Below are 15,986 nucleotides of genomic sequence, written 5' to 3' on the forward strand. Positions count from 1 at the left end.
CCCGGCCTCGCACGCGCCAGCAATCACCTCTCGGAAGGACCCGGAGAGAAATGCCTCCCAAGAAGAAGAAGGTCACGGGGCTTATCAAGCTCCAGATCAACGCCGGTGCGGCCAACCCGGCGCCGCCGGTCGGCCCCGCGCTGGGCCAGCACGGCGTCAACATCATGGAGTTCTGCAAGGCCTACAACGCCGCGACCGAGTCGCAGCGCGGCATGATCGTGCCGGTGGAGATCACGGTCTACGACGACCGTTCCTTCACCTTCATCACGAAGACGCCGCCGGCCGCGCGCCTCATCCTGAAGGCCGCGGGCGTCGACAAGGGCTCCAGCGAGCCGCACAAGACCAAGGTCGCCAAGCTCACCAGCGCCCAGGTCCGCGAGATCGCCACGGTCAAGATGCCCGACCTGAACGCCAACGACCTGGACGCGGCGTCGAAGATCATCGCCGGCACCGCCCGGTCGATGGGCATCACCGTCGAGGGCTGACCAGCTCTTTTCGTCCCTGTGGTAGGGCCAGCGCGGCCCGTTGATACCACAACTCCATTCATCATTCAGGAGCAGCAGTGAAGCGCAGCAAGGCTCTGAAGGCCGCGGACGCTCAGGTCGACCGCGAGCGCCTTTACGCCCCCCTCGAGGCCATCCGCCTCGCCAAGGCGACCAGCACCACCAAGTTCGACGGCACCGTCGAGGTCGCCATGCGTCTGGGCGTCGACCCGCGCAAGGCCGACCAGATGGTCCGCAGCACCGTGATCCTCCCGCACGGCACCGGTAAGACCGCTCGGGTCCTGGTCTTCGCGACCGGCGAGCGTGCCGAGGCCGCGCGTGCTGCGGGCGCCGACATCGTCGGCTCCGACGAGCTCATCGACGAGGTCGCCAAGGGCCGCCTCGACTTCGACGCCGTCGTCGCCACCCCGGACCTCATGGGCAAGGTCGGCCGCCTCGGCCGCGTGCTCGGTCCCCGTGGCCTGATGCCGAACCCGAAGACCGGCACCGTGACCCCGGACGTGGCCAAGGCCGTGAACGAGATCAAGGGCGGCAAGATCGAGTTCCGCGTCGACAAGCACTCGAACCTGCACTTCATCATCGGTAAGGTCTCCTTCACCGACGAGCAGCTGGTCGAGAACTACGCCGCCGCGCTGGACGAGGTGCTCCGCGCCAAGCCGTCCGCCGCCAAGGGCCGCTACATCAAGAAGACCGCGGTCTCCACCACGATCGGCCCCGGCATCCAGGTGGACCCGAACCGCACCCGCAACCTCCTGGTCGAGGAGGACCCGGCCGCCCTCTGAGCCTCCCGCTCCGACCGGTAGCCGCGTCCTGGGCGCAGCAGTAGTCCGTACGACGGGCCCGTACCCCTTCACCGGGGGTGCGGGCCCGTCGTCGTTCCCGGACCGGGACCGGGGCGGGGCGCGACCGGTGCGCGGTCCGTCGTACGCTCGGCCGGTCCGCGCATGTGATCGATCAGCCGACCGCCGGAGTGTTGCCGTGCCGCCAGCCCTTCGACCCGCCGCCCTCGTGGCGGCCCTGTTGCTGCTCGGCGCCACGGCGGCGTGCAGCGGGATGGGAGTGCCGGGGAACCGCACCCCCGACGGCGAGCGGGGCACCGTCCGGCCGCCCAAGCAGGTCCTGCTCTCGGCCGTCCGGACGCTGGACGACGTCGGCGGCGCGCGGGTCGACGTGGTCGAGGAGGGCCCGGCCGGGCGGCGCACCGCGAGCGGCACGCTGGTCTGGGGCGCCCGCGACACGGCCGATCTGACCGTCACCGACGAGCTGGGCACCGGCCTGCTGACCGCCCGGAACGGCGCGCTCGACCTCGCGTACCAGGGCGGGCCGGCCAGGCACGCGGACCGGGCCGACGCTGAGTCGCTCGACCCGCGCGCGGCGGCCGGCGCCGGCCCGGGCGGCTACGCGGGCGGCTGGATGACCGGGCTGGTCGCCAACCCGGGCGGCCGGGCGTACACGATGGCGCTGACCGGCAGGTTCACCTCGCTCGGTGGCGAGGAACTGGCCGGCGCCACGGTGGCGCACTACCGGGCCACCGCTCCGGTGACCGACTTCTTCGGCGCCGATCAGGGGCTCACCGCCGACCGGCTCGCCGCGGTGCTGGCCTACTACCGGGAACGCGGGGTCACGGCGATCGGCTACGACTTCTGGGTCGCGCCGGGGGACCGCCTGCTGCGGCTGCGCGCCACCGCCCAGGGGACCGGCGCGACCGTGGTCACCACGACGGACGTCTCCGAGCCCGGGGCGGGTACGGAGCCACCGGCCGCGACGGACTGAGCCGCCGGGGGCCGCGCGTTGTGGCCGGGCGGACCTGGCGATCCGTTAGAGTCCGCTGCACATGAGCTGAGAATCAGCTTGGAGTTCGATCACATGGGGGACCCCCCATGCGCGCTCCGCGCCTCGCTTCCGTCGCCGTCACCGCGGCCGACGTGACGGGCGAGGGGGAGGCCGGGGCGATCGGGATCCGGGTGGTCGGCACGGACGGCGACCTCGGCGGCGAGAAGGACCTGCTCGCGCTCTTCGGCCGAGCCCGCCCGGCTCGCGTACGAGGGGGGTGGCGGCGGCAGGTCGCGGAGCGGGTGGCATGGTGAGCGGGGAGCGGAGCCGCCGGGACCGGTGGCCGGTCGAAAGGGGAGTCGGGCAATGGTGGTGCGGCGGCGACTGGCGGCCACGGTGGCTGCCGTGCTGCTGGCGAGCGGTCTGACGGCGTGCGGCCAGGCCTCCGGCCTCTCGCCGGAGCCGTCCGGCACCCCGACCCCGACCCCGACCAGCGCCTCCCCGACCGGCCCGGCCAAGCCGACCGACCGGTCGCCGCACGGTGTCCTGCTCTCGGCCCAGCTCGCGATGCAGACCGCCCGCCGGGCCAAGGTCAGCTACCGGCTGGGGGCGGACGCCGGCTCCGGACCGCTGTTCTGGCAGCCGAAGACCGCCCTCCAGGTCAAACGTTCCACCCCGGCCGACGCCGAGCAGCTGATCGTCGTGGACACCGTGGCCTACCAGGGCGGCGACACCGCCACCGCGGCCCGGCTGGGCGGGAAGCACTGGGAGCGGTTCTCCGGCGAGCCGGGCCAGGACGGCCACCGGGAGATCCCGTACGCGGGGCTGATCGACCTGCTCAACCCGGTCGAGGCGCTGGCCGCCGCCACCGCCGAGGGGACGGACCCGCAGTACGTCGGCGAGGAGAAGTTCGACGACTCGACGGTGGAGCACTACCGGGTCACCACCAGCGCCGAGCGGTACGCGGCCGCCCAGACCCAGCTGAGCCAGGCCCGCCGGGACGGGCTGCGGGCCGCGCTGGCTCCCGGCGGCTCGGTCTCGCTGACCCTGGACCTCTGGCTGAACGACAAGGACCAGCTGGTCAAGCTGGAGCGCACGGGGACCGGGGACAGCGGCCGGACGGACGACTCGGTGCTCTACACCGACTTCGCCGGCCCCCTCTCGGTGCAGGCCCCCGCCGAGGCGGACACCAAGGACGTCGGCACCCGCACCGTCTCCTCACTGGCCCGCTGACCGCGCCGCCGGCCGTTCCGAGGGGCCGACCTGCGCCGATTTGCCCCGGACGGCGGAGTACGGCTACTGTTACCGGAGCCAAAGACCGCTGGTTGTCGCCGTGCCTCCGCGAGGAGTACGGGACCGAAGGATCTGCGACTTGTCGCAGGCAGCCCGCGCAGGAGTGTTTGGAGCTTGGACTTCCGGGTTCGCGCGTCTCGCGTGCACCTGTCGAGGTCGAACTGAGCCCCGTGCGCCTGCGCACCGGGGCTCATCTGCTTTTCCGCAGGAGCTTTCCTTCCGTACGACCGGTCGGTCCGAGGCGCAGATGGTCGACTTTCGCGGTCGGCCCGACTTCGACATCACGGAAGGAGGCGTAAGCCTATGGCAAGGCCCGACAAGGCTGCCGCCGTCGCCGAGATCACGGACAAGTTCCGTGCCTCGAACGCGGCCGTGCTGACCGAGTACCGCGGTCTGACGGTGAAGCAGGTTAAGACCCTGCGTCGCTCGCTGGGTGACAACGCCCAGTACGCCGTGGTGAAGAACACGCTGACCAAGATCGCTGCCAACGAGGCCGGGATCACGGAGCTGGACGACCTGTTCGCGGGTCCGACGGCTGTTGCCTTCGTCACCGGTGACCCGGTGGAGTCGGCGAAGGCTCTGCGTGACTTCGCCAAGGAGAACCCCGCTCTCATCATCAAGGGCGGTGTCCTTGACGGCAAGGCGCTGACCGCCGATGAGATCAAGAAGCTCGCGGACCTCGAGTCCCGCGAGGTGCTGCTCGCCAAGCTGGCCGGCGCCATGAAGGGCAAGCAGTCGCAGGCTGCCGCGCTCTTCCAGGCCCTGCCCTCGAAGCTCGTCCGCACTGTGGACGCGCTTCGCGACAAGGTCGAGCAGGGCGGTGCCGGTACGCCGGCTCCCGCCGCCGAGGACGAGGCCGCGGAGTAGTACCACCATGTCCCTCCAGGACGTGGCCGCAGGCTGACCGCCTCGCTGCGGGCCCGTGCCCGCCCAACCCGTACATACGGCACCACCTGCCGATTTAGTGGAAGGACGCCAATCATGGCGAAGCTGTCCCAGGACGAGCTGCTCGCGCAGTTCGAGGAGCTCACCCTCATCGAGCTCGCCGCCTTCGTGAAGGCCTTCGAGGAGAAGTTCGACGTCACCGCTGCCGCCCCGGTCGCCGTGGGCATCGCTGCCCCGGGCGCCCCGGTCGAGGCCGCTGAGGAGCAGGACGAGTTCGACGTCATCCTCGAGGGTGCCGGCGACAAGAAGATCCAGGTCATCAAGGAGGTGCGCACCCTGACCTCCCTCGGCCTGAAGGAGGCCAAGGACCTCGTTGACACCGCTGGTGCCAAGGTCCTGGAGAAGGTTGCCAAGGACGTTGCCGAGAAGGCCAAGGCCGCCCTCGAGGCCGCCGGCGCCAAGGTCACCGTCAAGTGACTTGTTCCCGGCCCTGACGGCCGGGAGGCAGTACCCCCGAGCCCCCTCTGAGGGGGCCCGAGGCCGGGCCGATCACCCTTGCGGGTGGTCGGCCCGGCCTTTTCGCGTACCCGGCCCCAGCGGGCCCCCGGGAGGCCCGCCGCCAGTGTGGCCGAGAGCCCACTCGGCACTGTCGGTGCGGGCGGGTATGGTGATCGCTGTCATCGTCTGTGGCCCCCACCACGGCTTCTGTAACGCCAGGGGGCTTCCGGCCGATGGACGGGTCGAGGTCCGCGCCGGAGGCCGGCCCTTGACGAACCAGGCGCGGCGCGCGATTCTCAAGGCGCGAGTCCGCCCGGTTGGTTCGCCGCTGGATGCATAACCAGCGGCTTCAGCGGGAAGTGACTCCACGTGAGTTATGGGGCCCGGCGGTGTCCGGGCCAGTGCAGTACCCGGTGGACGTACGCGTCCGCCGGCTACCGGGAGGAGTCTCCGATTCGGTCTCCGAATCAGAGCTGGACAGCAGTGTGCCGTTTGGCTACACTGTCCCTTTGCGCTGCCTGTTAGCTGCTCCGTGACTCGTCGCCCGGAGTCGGCGTTGCCCTGAAGGGGTCTGGCACTGCCTTCGCAAAACGGCTCTGACCTGGGATTTCGATCCCGGCGGAGGCCAGTGGCGGAAGGCGGCACCAAACCCGTCCAGGCCCGGCTGGTACGCGCGCAGTGAGCTCCGAGCCCTCGGAAGGACCCCCCTCTTGGCCGCGCCGCGCAACGCCTCGAACAATTCCGCCGCATCCACCGCCCCGCTCCGCGTCTCGTTCGCGAAGATCAAGGAGCCCCTTGAGGTCCCGAACCTCCTGGCCCTGCAGACCGAGAGCTTTGACTGGCTGCTCGGCAACGCGGCCTGGAAGTCCCGGGTCGAGGCGGCCCTGGAGAGTGGTCAGGACGTCCCCACGAAGTCCGGTCTGGAGGAGATCTTCGAAGAGATCTCCCCGATCGAGGACTTCAGTGGGTCGATGTCGCTGACCTTCCGCGACCACCGTTTCGAGCCGCCGAAGAACTCGATTGACGAGTGCAAGGACCGCGACTTCACGTTCGCCGCCCCGCTCTTCGTCACGGCCGAGTTCACGAACAACGAGACCGGTGAGATCAAGTCTCAGACGGTCTTCATGGGCGACTTCCCGCTCATGACCCACAAGGGCACGTTCGTGATCAACGGCACCGAGCGTGTCGTCGTCTCCCAGCTCGTCCGTTCCCCCGGTGTCTACTTCGACTCCACCCTGGACAAGGTGTCCGACAAGGACATCTACTCCTGCAAGGTCATCCCCTCGCGTGGTGCCTGGCTCGAGATGGAGATCGACAAGCGTGACATGGTCGGTGTCCGCATCGACCGCAAGCGCAAGCAGTCCGTCACGGTGCTGCTCAAGGCTCTCGGCTGGACCAACGAGATGATTCTCGAGGAGTTCGGCGAGTACGAGTCGATGCGCGCCACCCTGGAGAAGGACCACACCCAGGGCCAGGACGACGCGCTGCTGGACATCTACCGCAAGCTGCGTCCGGGCGAGCCGCCCACGCGTGAGGCCGCGCAGACGCTGCTCGAGAACCTCTACTTCAACCCGAAGCGCTACGACCTCGCGAAGGTCGGCCGCTACAAGGTCAACCGCAAGCTGGGCAACGCCGAGTCGCTGGACTCCGGCGTGCTCACCGAGCCCGACATCATCGGTGCGATCAAGTACCTGGTGAAGCTGCACGCGGGCGAGACCGAGTGGCGTGACGACGCCGGCCGCGACATCGTGGTCGAGGTCGACGACATCGACCACTTCGGCAACCGCCGCCTGCGCAACGTCGGCGAGCTCATCCAGAACCAGGTCCGTACGGGTCTCGCCCGTATGGAGCGCGTCGTGCGCGAGCGCATGACCACCCAGGACGTCGAGGCGATCACGCCGCAGACCCTGATCAACATCCGGCCGGTCGTCGCCTCCATCAAGGAGTTCTTCGGCACCAGCCAGCTGTCGCAGTTCATGGACCAGACGAACCCGCTGTCGGGCCTGACCCACAAGCGCCGTCTGTCCGCCCTCGGCCCCGGCGGTCTCTCCCGTGAGCGCGCCGGCTTCGAGGTCCGTGACGTGCACCCCTCGCACTACGGCCGCATGTGTCCGATCGAGACCCCCGAAGGCCCGAACATCGGTCTGATCGGGTCGCTGGCCTCGTACGGCCGGGTCAACGCCTTCGGCTTCATCGAGACCCCGTACCGCAAGGTCGTCGACGGTGTGGTCACCGAGCAGGTGGACTACCTCACCGCCGACGAGGAGGACCGCTACGTCATCGCCCAGGCGAACGCCCCGCTGACCGCGGACCTGCACTTCGCCGAGCCGCGTGTCCTGGTCCGCCGCCGTGGCGGCGAGATCGACTACATCCCGGGCAGCGAGATCGACTACATGGACGTCTCGCCGCGCCAGATGGTGTCGGTCGCGACCGCCATGATCCCGTTCCTCGAGCACGACGACGCCAACCGCGCGCTCATGGGCTCGAACATGATGCGCCAGGCGGTGCCGCTGCTGAAGAGCGAGGCCCCGCTGGTCGGCACCGGCATGGAGTACCGCTGCGCGGTCGACGCCGCCGATGTCATCACGGCCGAGAAGGCGGGTGTCGTCCAGGAGGTCTCGGCCGACTACGTCACCGTGGCCAACGACGACGGCACGTACACCACGTACCGCGCCGCCAAGTTCACCCGCTCCAACCAGGGCACCGCCTTCAACCAGAAGGTGCTCGTGGACGAGGGCGCCCGGGTCGAGTCCGGCCAGGTGCTCGCGGACGGTCCCTGCACCGACGAGGGCGAGATGGCCCTCGGCAAGAACCTGCTCGTGGCGTTCATGTCCTGGGAGGGTCACAACTACGAGGACGCGATCATCCTGTCGCAGCGCCTCGTGCAGGACGACGTCCTCTCCTCGATCCACATCGAGGAGCACGAGGTCGACGCCCGTGACACCAAGCTGGGCCCCGAGGAGATCACCCGGGACATCCCGAACGTCTCCGAGGAGGTCCTCGCCGACCTCGACGAGCGCGGCATCATCCGCATCGGCGCCGATGTCGTCACCGGCGACATCCTGGTCGGCAAGGTCACCCCGAAGGGTGAGACCGAGCTGACCCCGGAGGAGCGCCTGCTGCGCGCGATCTTCGGTGAGAAGGCCCGTGAGGTCCGCGACACCTCGCTCAAGGTGCCGCACGGTGAGTCCGGCAAGGTCATCGGCGTCCGCGTCTTCGACCGCGAAGAGGGCGACGAGCTGCCCCCCGGCGTGAACCAGCTGGTCCGCGTCTACGTGGCCCAGAAGCGCAAGATCACCAACGGTGACAAGCTCGCCGGCCGTCACGGCAACAAGGGCGTCATCTCCAAGATCCTGCCGGTCGAGGACATGCCGTTCCTGGAGGACGGCACCCCGGTCGACATCATCCTGAACCCGCTGGGTGTCCCGTCCCGAATGAACCCGGGACAGGTCCTGGAGATCCACCTCGGGTGGCTCGCCAAGCAGGGCTGGGACGTCTCCGGCCTCGCCGACGAGTGGGCCCAGCGCCTGCAGGCGATCGGCGCCGACACCGTCGAGGGTGGCACCAACCTCGCCACCCCGGTCTTCGACGGCGCCCGCGAGGACGAGATCACCGGCCTGCTGGACAACACCACCCTCACCCGTGACGGTGAGCGCCTGGTGAACTCCACCGGTAAGGCCCGGCTGTTCGACGGCCGCTCCGGCGAGCCGTTCCCGATGCCGGTCTCGGTCGGCTACATGTACATCCTCAAGCTGCACCACCTGGTCGACGACAAGCTGCACGCCCGTTCGACCGGTCCGTACTCGATGATCACCCAGCAGCCGCTCGGTGGTAAGGCGCAGTTCGGTGGTCAGCGCTTCGGTGAGATGGAGGTGTGGGCCCTTGAGGCGTACGGCGCGGCCTACGCGCTGCAGGAACTGCTCACCATCAAGTCCGACGACGTTCTCGGCCGCGTGAAGGTCTACGAGGCCATCGTCAAGGGCGAGAACATCCCCGAGCCCGGCATTCCCGAGTCCTTCAAGGTGCTCATCAAGGAAATGCAGTCGCTCTGCCTCAACGTGGAGGTGCTGTCCTCGGACGGCCAGTCCATCGAGATGCGGGACTCCGACGAGGACGTGTTCCGCGCCGCCGAGGAGCTCGGCATCGACCTGTCCCGGCGCGAGCCCAGCAGCGTCGAAGAGGTCTGACGGAGGTTGGGCCGGCTGCCCGCTGAGCAGCCGGCCCGCCCCCAGGCCCCCCTCAGACCACATGAACGACTCTCGACTTACGAAAGAGGGCTTGACGACCAGTGCTTGACGTCAACTTCTTCGACGAGCTCCGCATCGGCCTGGCCACCGCCGACGACATCCGCCAGTGGTCGCACGGCGAGGTCAAGAAGCCGGAGACCATCAACTACCGCACCCTGAAGCCCGAAAAGGACGGCCTCTTCTGCGAGAAGATCTTCGGCCCGACCCGGGACTGGGAGTGCTACTGCGGCAAGTACAAGCGCGTCCGCTTCAAGGGCATCATCTGTGAGCGCTGCGGCGTCGAGGTGACCCGCGCCAAGGTGCGCCGTGAGCGGATGGGCCACATCGAGCTGGCCGCTCCGGTCACCCACATCTGGTACTTCAAGGGTGTCCCGTCGCGTCTGGGCTACCTGCTCGACCTGGCGCCGAAGGACCTCGAGAAGGTCATCTACTTCGCCGCCTACATGATCACCTGGGTGGACGACGAGCGCCGTCAGCGCGACCTCCCGTCCCTGGAGGCGCACGTCTCGGTCGAGCGTCAGCAGATCGAGAACCGCCGCGACTCCGACCTCGAGGCCCGTGCCAAGAAGGCCGAGACCGACCTGGCCGAGCTGGAGGCCGAGGGCGCCAAGGCCGACGTGCGCCGCAAGGTGCGCGAGGGCGCCGAGCGCGAGATGAAGCAGCTGCGCGACCGCGCGCAGCGCGAGCTCGACCGCCTCGACGAGGTGTGGGCCCGCTTCAAGAACCTCAAGGTCCAGGACCTCGAGGGCGACGAGCTGCTCTACCGCGAGCTGCGCGACCGCTTCGGCACCTACTTCTCCGGCTCGATGGGCGCGGCGGCCCTCAAGGACCGCCTCGAGACCTTCGACCTGGCGGAGGAGTCCGAGCGCCTGCGCGAGATCATCCGCACCGGCAAGGGCCAGAAGAAGACCCGTGCGCTGAAGCGCCTCAAGGTCGTCTCCGCGTTCCTGCAGACCACCAACAAGCCCAACGGCATGGTGCTGGACTGCGTCCCGGTCATCCCGCCGGACCTGCGTCCGATGGTGCAGCTGGACGGTGGCCGCTTCGCGACCTCCGACCTGAACGACCTGTACCGCCGCGTGATCAACCGCAACAACCGCCTGAAGCGCCTGCTCGACCTCGGTGCCCCCGAGATCATCGTGAACAACGAGAAGCGCATGCTCCAGGAGGCCGTCGACGCGCTGTTCGACAACGGCCGCCGCGGCCGTCCGGTCACCGGCCCGGGCAACCGCCCGCTGAAGTCCCTCAGCGACATGCTGAAGGGCAAGCAGGGTCGTTTCCGTCAGAACCTGCTCGGCAAGCGAGTCGACTACTCGGCCCGTTCGGTCATCGTCGTCGGCCCGCAGCTCAAGCTGCACCAGTGCGGTCTGCCCAAGGCCATGGCGCTGGAGCTCTTCAAGCCGTTCGTGATGAAGCGCCTGGTCGACCTGAACCACGCGCAGAACATCAAGTCGGCCAAGCGCATGGTCGAGCGCGCCCGCCCGGTCGTGTGGGACGTCCTCGAAGAGGTCATCGCCGAGCACCCGGTTCTGCTGAACCGTGCGCCCACCCTGCACCGCCTCGGCATCCAGGCCTTCGAGCCGCAGCTGGTCGAGGGCAAGGCCATCCAGATCCACCCGCTCGTCTGCACCGCGTTCAACGCGGACTTCGACGGCGACCAGATGGCCGTCCACCTGCCGCTCTCCGCGGAGGCGCAGGCCGAGGCCCGCATCCTGATGCTGTCCTCGAACAACATCCTGAAGCCGGCCGACGGTCGCCCCGTCACCATGCCGACCCAGGACATGGTGCTCGGTCTGTTCTTCCTCACCTCGGACCGCGAGAACGTGAAGGGCGCCGGCCGCACCTTCTCGTCGACCGCCGAGGCGATCATGGCCTTCGACGCCCGCGAGCTGGACGTCCAGGCCCCGATCGAGCTGCGTCTGCCGATCGGCACCGTCCCGCCGCGCGGCTGGACCCCGCCGGTGGACGAGGACGGCCAGTCGTCCTGGTTCGAGGGCGAGTCCTTCCGCCTGAGCACCACCCTGGGCCGCGCGCTCTTCAACGAGCTGCTGCCCGAGGACTACCCGTTCGTCGACTACGAGGTGGGCAAGAAGCAGCTCTCCGCGATCGTCAACGACCTGGCCGAGCGCTACCCGAAGGTCGTCGTCGCGGCGACCCTGGACAACCTGAAGGCGGCCGGCTTCCACTGGTCGACCCGTTCCGGTGTCACCGTCTCGATCTCCGACGTCGTCGTCCCGCCGAGCAAGGGCCAGATCCTTGAGGGCTACGAGGCGCAGGCCGAGAAGATCCAGAAGCAGTACGAGCGCGGTCTGATCACCAACGACGAGCGCAAGCAGGAGCTCATCGGCATCTGGACCCGGGCGACCAACGAGGTCGCCGAGGCCATGAACGAGAACTTCCCGAAGACGAACCCCATCTTCATGATGGTCGACTCGGGTGCTCGTGGAAACATGATGCAGATGCGCCAGATCGCCGGTATGCGTGGTCTGGTGTCGAACGCGAAGAACGAGACGATCGCCCGTCCCATCAAGGCGTCGTTCCGTGAGGGCCTGTCCGTGCTGGAGTACTTCATCTCCACCCACGGTGCCCGTAAGGGTCTGGCCGACACCGCTCTGCGTACCGCCGACTCCGGTTACCTCACCCGTCGTCTGGTCGACGTCTCCCAGGACGTCATCATTCGCGAGGAGGACTGCGGCACCGAGCGCGGCCTGAAGCTGGCGATCGGCTCCGTGGGCGTCGACGGTGTGCTCCGCAAGGCCGACGACGTCGAGACCAGCGTCTACGCCCGCATGCTCGCCGAGGACATCACGGTGGACGGCAAGCTCCTTGCCACCGCCAACACCGACCTCGGTGACGTGCTGATCGACGAGCTGATCCGCCACGGCATCGGCGAGGTCAAGACCCGCTCGATCCTGACCTGTGAGTCGGCCGTCGGCACCTGCGCCATGTGCTACGGGCGTTCGCTGGCCACCGGCAAGCTGGTCGACATCGGTGAGGCGGTCGGCATCATCGCCGCCCAGTCCATCGGTGAGCCCGGTACCCAGCTGACCATGCGTACCTTCCACACCGGTGGTGTGGCCGGTGACGACATCACCCAGGGTCTGCCCCGTGTCGTCGAGCTCTTCGAGGCCCGTACCCCCAAGGGTGTGGCCCCGATCTCGGAGGCCCAGGGCCGGGTCCGCATCGAGGACACCGAGAAGACCCGCAAGCTGGTCGTCACGCCGGACGACGGCACCGACGAGATCGCCTACCCGGTCTCCAAGCGTGTGAAGCTGCTCGTCAGCGAGGGCGAGGCGGTCGAGGTCGGCCAGAAGCTGACCATGGGTGCCACCAACCCGCACGACGTGCTGCGGATCATGGGCCAGCGTGCCGTCCAGATCCACCTGGTCGCCGAGGTCCAGAAGGTCTACAACTCGCAGGGTGTGTCGATCCACGACAAGCACATCGAGATCATCATCCGGCAGATGCTCCGCCGTGTGACGATCATCGAGTCGGGCGACGCCGAGCTGCTCCCGGGCGAGCTCGTCGAGCGCGGCCGCTTCGAGACCGAGAACCGTCGGGTGGTCTCCGAGGGCGGTCACCCCGCCTCCGGCCGTCCGCAGCTGATGGGTATCACCAAGGCCTCGCTGGCCACCGAGTCCTGGCTGTCGGCCGCCTCCTTCCAGGAGACGACCCGGGTCCTCACCGACGCGGCGATCCACGCCAAGTCGGACCCGCTGCTGGGCCTCAAGGAGAACGTCATCCTCGGTAAGCTCATCCCGGCCGGTACGGGTCTGCCCCGCTACCGCAACATCCGGGTCGAGCCGACCGAAGAGGCCAAGGCCGCGATGTACTCGGCCGTCGGCTACGACGACTACGACCTGTCGCCCTTCGGCGCCGGCTCCGGCCAGGCGGTTCCGCTGGACGACTACGACTACGGCCCCTACACGGGCTGACGGTCTCGTACCGCAGGGCGGTCACCCCGAATCGGGGTGACCGCCCTGCGGCGTTTCGGGGGCGGTCACCGCCGGGCCGCGCGCCAGTCCTCCAGCCGCCGGATCCGGGTGTGGGGGTCGGGGTGCGTGGAGAGCAGACGGGCGACCAGGCCCGGCCGCACCTGCCGGCCCCCGTTGGCCCTCCGGGCGGCTTCGAGCTCCGCCGCCTCCGCGGCCCGGAAGGTGTGCAGGACCTCCAGCATGGCGTCGGCGAATCCCGCTTCGGCCGCTTGCAGATCGGCCCGGAGCTCGGAGCGCCGGCCGACCGCCGCGATCAGGTAGGGCGTGACCAGGACCATCAGCAGCGGCGGGAAGACGAGCGCGGCGGCGACGGCCAGGGCGCCGCAGGCGATGGCCACCGCGAGGGCGCCGAGACCGGAGAAGAACGCGGTGAAGTGGAACAGGAAGGACGCCGCGAACCGGAACGCCAGCCAGGTGAGCCGGCCCGGCAGGGAGTACCAGTAGCCCAGCAGGGTGGCCCAGGCGTGACCGCCGCGGTGGTGGCCGAGTTCGTGGGCCAGGACGCCCGCGAGCTGGGCGGGCGGGAGCTTCTCCAGCGAGTAGCGGGTGACGCTGACGATGTGTCCGGCCGCCGCCGAGGCGTTGAGCTGGTGGTTCTCCTCGATCCAGAGGTCGTAGACGGAGCCGTCCACACCGGCCTTCATGGTGACCTGCTGCCAGATCGGCTCCAGCCGTTCCAGGTCGGAGCGGAGCGGGACCCGCAGATGGAAGAGGTAGCGGGCGAGCAGGCGCTCGGTGGGGCGGTGGAAGACCAGGGCGCCGGAGGCGACCCAGAGGGCGATCACCAGGTAGCCGAGGGCGGTCGGGAGGAGGAGCGAGAGCAGCCAGACCGTGGCCAGGCTGCAGAGGAAGTGCGGCAGCTGGAGGGCCAGCTGTCCGAGTGTGGTGGCGTCCGCGCCGCGCTGGCGGGCGGCGAGGTGGACCCGGCCGGTGTGCGGTGCGATGTCGACGGCAGGGTCGACCGGCCGGTCGGCGGACGGCTGCGGGGCCGTCTTCGGGGGCGCGGGGGGCGCCGTCCTCGAGGGTGTGGGGTACGGCGGTGCGACGGGTGGGACGGTCGGGTACGTCGGGGCGGGCCGGCTTTCGCCCGTCGGCGTCGGGTACTGCGGAGGGATCGTCGGGCACTGCGGTGCGGCGGGCTGGGGCGCGGCCGGAAAGGTCGGCTCGGACATGGCGGGATCCTCGGTGATGGGCGCGCGGGAACGGCGCCGGGCACGGTCGACGAGTGGTGCGGCGGTGCGGACGGACGTGCGGGAGGGGTCAGCCGATGAGCAGGGCCGTGACCAGCAGCAGCATCCCGAGCCCGAAGGAGAACACCCCGGTCCGGACCCAGCGGTGCTTCCGGGAGACGATCAGGCTGGTGTCGGCGAGTGCCGTCAGCACGCCCTCGGTGGCGAGCCGTTCGGTGTCGGCGAGGGCTTCGGCCAGCAGGCCCTGCCGGGTGGCGCGGCGTATGTCGCCGAAGTAGGCGAGCGGACGCCCCGGGCACCAGGTGCTCCGCCGGTAGCGGGGCAGGACCGCGAGCAGGAGCGAGAGCAGCGAGGCGGCCAGGCCGGCGGCGCCGGAGATCAGGAGCACCTCGGCCGGCCCGGCGAGCCGCTCCGGGCGCCAGTCGCCGCCGGCGAGCAGGCCTCCCAGGACTCCGACCAGCACGCCGAGGGCGGCGACCAGGATGGCGGCCTTGCTGTCCGCGCGGGCTATCTCGGTGCGCAACTCGGCGAGCAGCGCGGTCCCGCCGGCCGAACCGGCGGTCGGAGGCGGAGTGGGGGACGGCGCGGGGGACGGTGTGGGGGCGGTGGGCATGGTCGGCTCCACAGGTCAGTTCGGGTACGGAGCGGCCGGTCCGGTGCCCAGCTCCGGGGTGACGCCGGAGCCGGGAGCCTGGCGGAGGATGGCGGTGATCGCCTCCAGCGCGGCCCGGGAGGAGTCCTCCAGCTGGAACTGCTCGAAGGTGCCCTGGCCCAGCAGCTTTTCGACCAGATGGATCTGGTTGCGGACCAGGTCCTGTTGCTCACCGCGGAGGTGTTCGAGCGCCCGCGGCAGGTCGTCCGGGTGCTGGGCGAGCTGGAGGGCCCAGGCGGCCACCCCGCCCTCTTCCAGGTGGTACTGGTAGAACTTCGACTTCGCGGCGAGGATCTCGTTCTCCTCCTGGACCTGGCGCAGGGCGAGCGGGTGGGCCTGCCGGCTGAAGTGGTAGCTGCGGAGCAGTTCTTTCTGGGCCTGGGCGGCCGGGTCGAGGTCCAGCCGGACGGCGCAGGTCACCCGGAGCCCCTCCGTGTCGGCGAGCGGCTGCTCGTCGAGCGCCCGCTGGACGGCCAGTTCGGCCTCGCCGCTGAGGTCGGTGGCGAGCGTGCGGGCGGTGACGCGCATCCGCTGCCGGATCCGGGGGGCGAGCAGGGCCGGGACGTCGCGGATCCGGCTCATGACGACGCGTTCGGCGGCCGACACCTGCCAGTCGACGTCGACGACGGCCTCGAAGGCGCCGACGTCGTCCTGGCCGGGGAGCCGCTCGGTGAGACGGAGGTGGTGGACGGCGAGATCCACCTCGTACGCCGCCTGGTAGGCGCGGCCGACCAGATCGGTGAGGCCGGGGCGATGCGGCGGGAGGTAGACCTGGTAGCCGCCCTTGGCGGTGGAGAGGACCAGTGCGCTGTCGGCCTGGGTGGCCAGCCGCCGGGTCAGGCCGACCGACCTGCCCAGCGGGCGGACGGTCAGGACGGGGTCGGTCAGCGGGGTGGCGTGGCCCGCCGCGGCGTGGGGTCGGTGGTGCTCCGGCATGCGCTGGTGCTCCT

Annotated in this window: 12 protein-coding genes; 9 read left to right on the forward strand and 3 right to left on the reverse strand. The window is 69.7% G+C overall.

Features of this window, described 5'->3' with window-relative positions:
* Positions 1–50: 50 nt before the first annotated feature.
* The 9 genes from rplK (at position 51) to ACIO5D_RS05530 (ending at position 13,134) form a co-directional block, all read left to right on the forward strand.
* Entirely contained in the window at positions 51–485 is a 435-nt protein-coding gene (rplK, locus tag ACIO5D_RS05490; RefSeq protein ID WP_363605859.1) for a 50S ribosomal protein L11, read from the forward strand.
* Between the two features lie 77 nt (positions 486–562).
* Positions 563–1,285, forward strand: a complete 723-nt coding sequence (rplA, locus tag ACIO5D_RS05495; RefSeq protein WP_363605858.1) for a 50S ribosomal protein L1 — start codon at positions 563–565, stop codon at positions 1,283–1,285.
* Between the two features lie 196 nt (positions 1,286–1,481).
* Positions 1,482–2,276 (forward strand): hypothetical protein, encoded by a 795-nt coding sequence (locus ACIO5D_RS05500; protein WP_400794008.1) that lies wholly within the window; start codon positions 1,482–1,484, stop codon positions 2,274–2,276.
* A gap of 107 nt (positions 2,277–2,383) precedes the next feature.
* Entirely contained in the window at positions 2,384–2,590 is a 207-nt protein-coding gene (locus ACIO5D_RS05505; protein ID WP_400654504.1) for a hypothetical protein, read from the forward strand.
* Positions 2,591–2,642: 52 nt separating this feature from the next.
* A complete protein-coding gene (locus tag ACIO5D_RS05510) occupies positions 2,643–3,509 on the forward strand; it encodes a hypothetical protein (RefSeq protein WP_400794009.1) in 867 nt (288 codons plus the stop codon).
* Positions 3,510–3,872: 363 nt separating this feature from the next.
* Positions 3,873–4,436 (forward strand): 50S ribosomal protein L10, encoded by a 564-nt coding sequence (rplJ, locus tag ACIO5D_RS05515; RefSeq protein WP_363605851.1) that lies wholly within the window; start codon positions 3,873–3,875, stop codon positions 4,434–4,436.
* 114 nt (positions 4,437–4,550) lie between these two features.
* Positions 4,551–4,931, forward strand: coding sequence for a 50S ribosomal protein L7/L12 (gene rplL / locus ACIO5D_RS05520; protein WP_363605850.1), 381 nt, complete (start codon positions 4,551–4,553; stop codon positions 4,929–4,931).
* Positions 4,932–5,662: 731 nt separating this feature from the next.
* Positions 5,663–9,139 carry a DNA-directed RNA polymerase subunit beta gene (gene rpoB / locus ACIO5D_RS05525; protein WP_363605848.1) on the forward strand — a complete coding sequence of 1,159 codons (3,477 nt, stop codon included), beginning with the start codon at positions 5,663–5,665 and terminating at the stop codon, positions 9,137–9,139.
* Between the two features lie 101 nt (positions 9,140–9,240).
* On the forward strand, positions 9,241–13,134 hold the full coding sequence (locus tag ACIO5D_RS05530) for a DNA-directed RNA polymerase subunit beta' (protein WP_363605846.1): 3,894 nt from the start codon (positions 9,241–9,243) through the stop codon (positions 13,132–13,134).
* Positions 13,135–13,199: 65 nt separating this feature from the next.
* Here ACIO5D_RS05530 and ACIO5D_RS05535 read toward each other — a convergent pair whose 3' ends face one another.
* The 3 genes from ACIO5D_RS05535 to ACIO5D_RS05545 all read right to left on the reverse strand — a co-directional run bounded on the left by ACIO5D_RS05535 (position 13,200) and on the right by ACIO5D_RS05545 (position 15,972).
* The gene (locus ACIO5D_RS05535; RefSeq protein WP_363605845.1) at positions 13,200–14,366 is read right to left on the reverse strand and encodes a M48 family metalloprotease; all 1,167 of its coding nucleotides are present in this window, start codon (positions 14,364–14,366) and stop codon (positions 13,200–13,202) included.
* 88 nt (positions 14,367–14,454) lie between these two features.
* Positions 14,455–14,997 carry a Pycsar system effector family protein gene (locus ACIO5D_RS05540; RefSeq protein ID WP_363605844.1) on the reverse strand — a complete coding sequence of 181 codons (543 nt, stop codon included), beginning with the start codon at positions 14,995–14,997 and terminating at the stop codon, positions 14,455–14,457.
* A 15-nt stretch (positions 14,998–15,012) separates the two neighbouring features.
* Positions 15,013–15,972, reverse strand: a complete 960-nt coding sequence (locus ACIO5D_RS05545) for a hypothetical protein (RefSeq protein ID WP_363605842.1) — start codon at positions 15,970–15,972, stop codon at positions 15,013–15,015.
* Positions 15,973–15,986: the final 14 nt, after the last annotated feature.

It is taken from the genome of Kitasatospora sp. NPDC087315, from assembly GCF_044744345.1.
Taxonomy (GTDB): domain Bacteria; phylum Actinomycetota; class Actinomycetes; order Streptomycetales; family Streptomycetaceae; genus Kitasatospora.